This window comes from Williamsia sp. (genome assembly GCF_016462415.1).
In the GTDB taxonomy this organism is placed as follows: Bacteria; Actinomycetota; Actinomycetes; order Mycobacteriales; family Mycobacteriaceae; genus Williamsia_A.
In genome coordinates this window covers 5,708-12,304 of sequence record NZ_JAEMTF010000125.1, presented here as the reverse complement: position 1 = coordinate 12,304, position 6,597 = coordinate 5,708, and the positions used below count along the sequence as shown (strand labels likewise).

Here is a 6,597-nt window from a genome sequence, read left to right as displayed (position 1 = left end):
ACGCGGGCGATCTCCTCGTCCGTCGTCGAACCGTCTGCTCGCAGGTCCAGGTGCAGGCGGTTCTTGATCGTCTTCGCCTCAGGGACGGCAATCAGATCGATGCCCGGCGACGAACCGTCGGCCGGGCCGATCGCCAGGTACTCGTCCCCCTCGCGCTCGAGTACCTGCCACCCCAGGACCGCGGTCCAGAAATCGGCGAGTGCGGATACGTCGCGGCAGTCGATGGCGATGGTGTCGAGTCGGCTCGTCATGGTCAGAAACCGTAGCGGACGATCGTCCGGGTGGGCAGCGGTTTCCACCCCACCCACCCGGACGATCAGCGGGTCTACAACTCCGACCGCACCATGTGCGCCGCGGTGACGAGATTGCGCAGGGACGCCTCCACCTCATCGGTCGAGCGCGTCTTCAGTCCGCAGTCGGGATTGATCCAGAGCCGTTCGGCCGGAACCGCTTCTAACGCAGCCTTCAGCGACGTCACGATCTCGCCGACCTCGGGCACGCGCGGGGAGTGGATGTCGTAGACACCCGGCCCGACGCTGTTGGAGTAGCCGATCGAGTTCAGATCGCCCAGCACCTCCATGTGTGATCGCGCCGCTTCGATCGACGTCACGTCGGCGTCGAGATCGGCGATGGCACCGATCACCGCACCGAACTCGGAGTAGCAGAGGTGCGTGTGGATCTGCGTCGAATCACGTACGCCGGACGTCGACAGCCGGAACGCGTCGACAGCCCACGTGAGATACGCCGCCTGGTCTTCGGACCGCAGCGGCAGCAGCTCACGCAACGCCGGCTCGTCGACCTGGATGATGCCGATGCCCGCGGCCTCGAGGTCGACGGTCTCGGCGCGGATCGCGACCGCGATCTGATTCGCGCTGTCCGCCAACGGCTGATCGTCACGGACGAACGACCACGCCAAGATCGTCACCGGTCCGGTCAGCATGCCCTTGACCGGACGGTCGGTGAGCGACTGCGCGTAATCGATCCACGCCACCGTCATCGCGTGCGGGCGACGGACGTCGCCGTACAGGATCGGCGGACGCACGCAGCGCGTCCCGTACGACTGCACCCAGCCGTTCTCGGTGGCGAAGAACCCGTCGAGCTGCTCGGCGAAGTACTGGACCATGTCGTTGCGTTCGGGCTCGCCGTGCACCAACACGTCCAGCCCCAGATCCTCCTGTAGTGCGATCACGCTCGCGACCTCGTCGCGCATCCGCTGCTCGTACTCGGCTACGCCGATCTCGTTCTTGCGCAGCGCCGCTCGTGCCAGCCGGATGGCCGACGTCTGCGGGTAGGACCCGATGGTCGTCGTGGGCACCTCGGGCAGGTCCAACCGCTCGTTCTGCGCCGTACGACGATCGGCCGACGGTCCACGGGTGATCCCTGCGCGCAATGCCTCCGCCACCTGCTCACGGACCTGGTCGTCGTGCACGCGAGGGTCCGACCGGCGCGCGGCCAACGCCTGCGCGCAGTCATCCAATGTCGCGCTGACGGATTCGCGTCCGTCGCGCAGCGCGGTGGCCAGAGTGACCACCTCGACGACCTTCTCCTCACCGAACGCGAGCCAACTCCGCAGCGTGTCGTCGAGCTCGGTCTCCGGGTCGAGGCTGTACGGGACATGCAACGTCGAACACGAGGTCGACACCGCCACCGATGCGGCCGAGCCCAGCAGGGTGGCCAGCGTGGCCAACGACGCCGACAGGTCGTTGCGCCAGATGTTGCGGCCGTTGACCACTCCCGCGACGAGGAGTTTCGACGTCAACGCCGGCACCGTGGCGACCGCGTCGGCGGTGCCGCGCACCAGGTCGAGCGCGATGCCCTCGACATCGGTGGCCGCCAGTGCGGGTAGCGCGTCACGCAGGTCGCCGAAGTAGCTCGCGACGAGGATCGCCGGACGGTCGGTCGCGCTGCCGAGTTCGCCGTAGACGCGTGACGCGAGTCCGGCCGGGTCATCGTGCAGGTCGGTGACCAGCGCGGGCTCGTCGATCTGCACCCACTCGGCGCCCGCGGCCCTCAGTCTTGACAACAGTTCGCGATACAGCGGGATCAGCTCGTCGAGCCGATCGATCGGGGCGCCACCGTCGACGACCGCCTTGCTCAGCAGCAGGAACGTGATCGGTCCGATGATGACCGGCCGGGCCGGGATGCCCAGCGACAGGGCCTCGTCGAGCTCACCGAGCACCTTGGTCGGGTTCAGCGAGAACTCGGTGGACGCGGAGATCTCCGGGACGAGGTAGTGGTAGTTCGTGTCGAACCACTTCGTCATCTCCAGCGGGGCGATCCGGCCGGTTCCTCGGGCGGCCGCGAAGTACCGATCCAGGTCGTCGGCGATCCCGGCGACCCGGGGTGGCAGGGCACCGAGCAGGACGGCCGTGTCGAGAACCTGGTCGTAGAACGAGAAGGTGTTCACCGGGACCGAGTCCAGTCCGGCGGCATGCAGCTTCGCCAGACCGTCGCGTCGGAGATCGGTGGCCAGGGCGTGCAGCTGGGTCTGGTCGGTGCGACCCGCCCAGTACGACTCGATCGCACGTTTGAGCTGCCTCTTCGGCCCGATGCGCGCGGAGCCCAGAGTTGTTGCGGTGAAAGGTGTACCAGTCATGTACGTGTAGATCCTTCGGTGCGTGCGGATGGCCATCACCAAAGAACGTGGTACCGACGAGCCGGCCGCGTACCGATGGCACGCGACGATCCGACCCCGTGAGAGGGCACGGCACGACTCTTGCGGTCACACGCCCAGTCCACGAGGCGATGATCCGCCGGGTGCGGCGCACCCGGCACAGTTGGCAGGTCTTCGGACTCGTGGGCGCAGAACTCTGTCCTACTGGCCGACGCTTCCCAGCGGTTCCGCTCACGCGGACCCACCAGTGCTCATGTCGGCGGTCGTTCCCACTCACCGCTGCGGGACAGTCCCGGATTCTCACCGGGTTCCCTCTCGCCCGGTCACCACCATGGGCGATGACCGTGCTCGATGCCGCACGACGGACTCAGGGGCTCCTGGGCGTCACTCGTACGGCAGACCAGCTGCGATCGCGACAGTACGCCCATCGAGCCCCCGATAGCATCCAGGCATGCCTTTCCATCACTTCCTCGAGCGTCACGACCACGACGCCGCCGTCGCGATGGGAAAGTCCGTCCGAGACGTCCTGCCCCGGTCTGCGTTGGGCGAGGTACCCACCTACGATCGCGATCTCGTGTCACTCGTCCGGTCGCAACACGAGGGCCGGATCCCGGAGCTCATCCCGCTACGGATCGCGCGGATGAGTGAGTCGCCGTTCGCGTTCTACCGGGCGACAGCGGACATCATGGCCGGCGACCTCGCCGCGGCGCCCGTCACCGGGATCGACGTGGTCATCAGCGGTGATGCGCATCTGGGAAACTTCGGCTTCTACGCCAGTCCTGAGCGTCGATCCTGTTCGACCTGAACGATTTCGACGAGTCCGGCGTCGGTCCGTGGGAGTGGGACCTCAGGCGTCTGGCGGTGAGCGCGGTGCTGTGCGCCCGGGCCGACGGTGCCGACCTCGACGATCAACGTGAGTTGGCCGAGGAGGTCGTCGCGGGATACCGATCGGCGATCCGCAGCGCGGCGTCGGAGTCGGTGATCGACCGGTACTACACCTCGGTCGACGCCGAGGAGCTCGCCGACACCGCGGGCGGATCGGTCGCCGACGTCATCGAGGAGGCTCTGGTGAAGGCGCGCAGGCGAACTGCCGCGTCGATCGTCGACAAGATCACCGAGGTCGGTGTCGACGGGCGGCGTCGTATCACCCCCGATCCTCCGATCGTCGTTCCGCTGTCGTCGCAGGACCCCAACCGGGTGCAGCTCGCCGGGCAACGCGTCGACGAGATCTTCACCCACTACCTCGCCTCGGTGCGCACCGATGTCGCCTTGTTGCTGTCGCAGTTCGAGATCGTCGACGTCGCGCGACGGGTCGTCGGCGTCGGATCCATCGGCAACATCGCGCTGATCGTGCTGCTGGAGGGCCCGTCGAAGGAGCCGATGGTGTTGCAGCTCAAGCAGGCGTCGCCGTCGGTGCTGGAGACCAGTGGCGGCCGGACCGACGTGATCCCGGAGACCGAACACACCCCGGCCTTCGCCCGCGACGCCGTCCGGGTGGTGGCGAGTGCGCATGTGCTTCAGGCCAACTCCGACCCGTTCCTGGGCTGGACGGCGACGTCGGAGGGCGCGTTCTACTGGCGGCAGTTCCGTGACATGAAGGGCTCGATCGACGCCACCGACCTCAGCGCACGAGAGCTGCGCCGCTATGGGCGGCTGTGTGCGCGGCTGCTCGCTCGGGCCCACAGCCAGAGCCCGGCCTTCGGCCAGATCGCGGGCTACCTCGGTAAGAAGCACAGCGTGGATCGGGCGGTGGCCCGGTGGTCGGTCGGCTACGCCGATCAGGTCGACCGTGACTACCGGGACTTTCTGTCCGCTGCGGCCGATGGCCTGATCTGACCCAGGTACAGTCACCGTTGACCGTCGATATCGATGCCGTTAGCCTCCACGGATGACGCACGCGACTCCCGATCACGCGCGACGGACGCAGCGCGAGCGACGGGCGGACAGCCGCGCTCTGATCCTCGACGCAGCCGTCGAGTCGCTGGTGCGCAACGGCTACGCCGGCACCACCACCGTCACGATCCAGGCGCTCGCCGGAGTGTCTCGCGGCAGACTGTTACACCACTTCCCCTCTCGGGATGCCCTTCTCGTCGCTGCGGCCGAACACCTGGCCATCGAGCGCATCGAGGAGATGGAACAGTGGTTCACCGATGATCGAACGATCGACAACCGCATCGACCTCGCGGTCGGTTCGTTGTGGCGGACCTTTCGTCAGCCCTACTTCTGGGCGGCGATGGAGCTGTGGTCGGCGGCCAGGACCAACGACGAGTTGCGCGACCAACTCGACGAGTCCGAGCATCGACTCGGTCGTGCGATCGCGGTCGTCGTCGCGACGATGTTCGGTCCACGGCACAGCAGCCATCCGGCCTTCGGTGATGTGCGAGAACTGTTGTTCACCAGCATGCGGGGGGTCGCCCTGACATACGCGATCGACCGGCGGGACCCGGACGGCGATCCCCACCTCGTGCTCTGGAGGCAGATCGCACACCGGATGCTCGACGACTGACCCTCGACCTCCAGCGGGATATCTGATCTACTTACGGTCAACCGTGACTGTTAATGAGTCAGCCAACCCGGTCGAGGGAGAACGCCGATGACAGCGACCACCACAGCCGCCGAGGTGACCAAGCGGGTTCCCCGCACGCAGGACACCATGACCCATGACGTGTGGTTACCCGATGAGATCGTCGCCCTGCGCGCCGAGGCACGGGCCGCCGTCGAGAAGCGACTCGTCCCGTTCGCCCGGGAGATCGGTGAACGCGAGGAGTCCGTCGACAGCTTTCCGTGGGGAGCCTTCCGAGGCCTCGCCGACGAGGGGTTGTTCGCGGTGCCGTTCGACTCCGAACACGGTCGGGGTCTGGAACACCCGATCCTCGGAACCTGCACGGTGACCGAGGAGATCGCCTACCACTCGTCGTCGATGGCCGGGGTCTACGACGGACAGTGCATCCTCGTCCCCCAGACACTCTCCTTCGCCTCGGACGCCGTGCGGGCGCGACTCATACCGGAGCTGGTGAGCGGGGCGACCGCGTTCTCGTTCGCCACCACCGAACCGGAGACGAGTTCCGATCTCACCGCCGAGCGCATGTGCACGGTCGCGGAGGAGACCGCGGGCGGGTTCGTCGTGAACGGACGGAAGCGGTGGATCACCAACAGCGTGGTCGCGGGCTGGGTCTCGGTGCTGGTGCGTGCAGGATCCGGGAGCAATCGGGCGACCATGCTGCTGGTGGATCTGGCGTCACCGGGCATCCGCATCGGCACCCCGGATCTCAAGATGGGGCATCGCGGCCAGATCACCGCCGACATCGTGTTCACCGACGTGTTCGTCCCCCGCGCCAATCTTCTCGGCGCGGCGGGCGACGGGCTGAGCGTCGCGCTGTCGGCATTGGTCAGAGGTCGGATCGGTGTCGGGGCGGCCGGTGTGGGGGTCGCGCAGGCGGCATTGGATCTCGCGGTCGATCGACTGCGAACACGTCACGTGTTCGGCGCGCCGCTGGGAGCCATGCAGCACTGGCAGTTCACCATGGCGCAGCGCGCGACCGAGATCGAGTGCGCCAGAACGCTGTACCAGAAGGCGGCCACCCTGCTCGATCGCGGCGACCGCAGCGCGGAGCCGGAGGCGGCGATGGCCAAGGCCTATGGGACGAGACTCGCCAACGACATCGTCCGCGAGGCCATTCAGATCCACGGTGCTCTGGGCTTCGCCCGTCAGGTCTCGGAGAGCGGCGAGTCGGTCCGGCTCGAGGAGATGTACCGCGACGCCAAGATCCTCGAGATCTTCGAGGGCGCGAACGAATTGCAACAGTGGATCGTCGCTCGTCGACTCATCGGGCGCGACGTGACCGGCTGACCGCTCTGTTGTGGGGAACCGGGCAGGAATTCGTGGACGAGACGTCTGGGCTCGACGGGTTACGCGCAGATGTTTTCGCCCACGACTGGCCTGCCAGGCAGTTCGCGGTCACCGACAACCTCGGTGTGGACAC

At 67.2% G+C, this 6,597-nt stretch carries 4 protein-coding genes, 1 pseudogene and 1 riboswitch; of the genes and pseudogenes, 3 read left to right on the top strand and 2 right to left on the bottom strand.

Features of this window, described 5'->3' with window-relative positions; translation table 11 throughout:
• Together JHC79_RS20680 and metE are read right to left on the bottom strand one after the other, a co-directional pair.
• Nucleotides 1–251, bottom strand: a 251-nt coding sequence (locus JHC79_RS20680) for a VOC family protein (RefSeq protein WP_296394377.1), incomplete at its 3' end; no start/stop codon positions are given.
• A gap of 74 nt (nucleotides 252–325) precedes the next feature.
• The gene (metE, locus tag JHC79_RS20675; RefSeq protein ID WP_296394374.1) at nucleotides 326–2,596 is read right to left on the bottom strand and encodes a 5-methyltetrahydropteroyltriglutamate--homocysteine S-methyltransferase; all 2,271 of its coding nucleotides are present in this window, start codon (nucleotides 2,594–2,596) and stop codon (nucleotides 326–328) included.
• Nucleotides 2,597–2,761: 165 nt separating this feature from the next.
• Nucleotides 2,762–2,960: riboswitch (cobalamin riboswitch) on the bottom strand.
• Between the two features lie 105 nt (nucleotides 2,961–3,065).
• Here metE and JHC79_RS20670 point away from each other — a divergent pair.
• From JHC79_RS20670 to JHC79_RS20660, 3 genes and pseudogenes are all read left to right on the top strand, one after another.
• Nucleotides 3,066–4,450: pseudogene (locus tag JHC79_RS20670) on the top strand (DUF2252 domain-containing protein).
• Nucleotides 4,451–4,502: 52 nt separating this feature from the next.
• On the top strand, nucleotides 4,503–5,120 hold the full coding sequence (locus JHC79_RS20665; protein WP_296394372.1) for a TetR/AcrR family transcriptional regulator: 618 nt from the start codon (nucleotides 4,503–4,505) through the stop codon (nucleotides 5,118–5,120).
• 87 nt (nucleotides 5,121–5,207) lie between these two features.
• Nucleotides 5,208–6,464, top strand: a complete 1,257-nt coding sequence (locus JHC79_RS20660) for an acyl-CoA dehydrogenase family protein (RefSeq protein WP_296394368.1) — start codon at nucleotides 5,208–5,210, stop codon at nucleotides 6,462–6,464.
• The last annotated feature ends 133 nt before the right edge of the window (nucleotides 6,465–6,597 follow it).